Raw genomic sequence first — 343 nt, 5'->3', positions numbered from 1 at the left:
TTACGGTCTTCCTATAGTCTCAATTTATATTCTGGGGCATAAGTTGGGAGATCTGCAGGAGCCTGTGGTGTATGTACGCAGAAAATATCTGGACTATAACTCAAACCCTATAGAGAACGGTGTACCTGATCCGTTTATAGAGAGCCTTACACACGACAGTATAATAATTCAAATACCGTATTTGAAGGGGAAGGTTAGGAACAGGCTTGAAAGATTACTTCAGGTTTTCGACCAAACTTATCGTCTTAAGGATAATGAACATATCATGGAAATAGATGAAAGAGGACTGGAAATAGAGGAACAGCTTGTGGTTGACAGGCTGATAAAGGCAGCTGTCGAACCG

At 41.1% G+C, this 343-nt stretch carries 1 pseudogene; it reads left to right on the top strand.

The window, feature by feature from the left end:
• A pseudogene (locus NW213_RS16870) lies at positions 1-343 on the top strand (hypothetical protein); the annotation flags it as partial.

This window comes from Bacteroides sp. ET336 (assembly GCF_024733815.1).
GTDB lineage: Bacteria > Bacteroidota > Bacteroidia > Bacteroidales > Bacteroidaceae > Phocaeicola > Phocaeicola cellulolyticus.
Note: the sequence above shows the minus strand (reverse complement) of the source record. Positions and strands in the feature narration are given on the sequence as shown.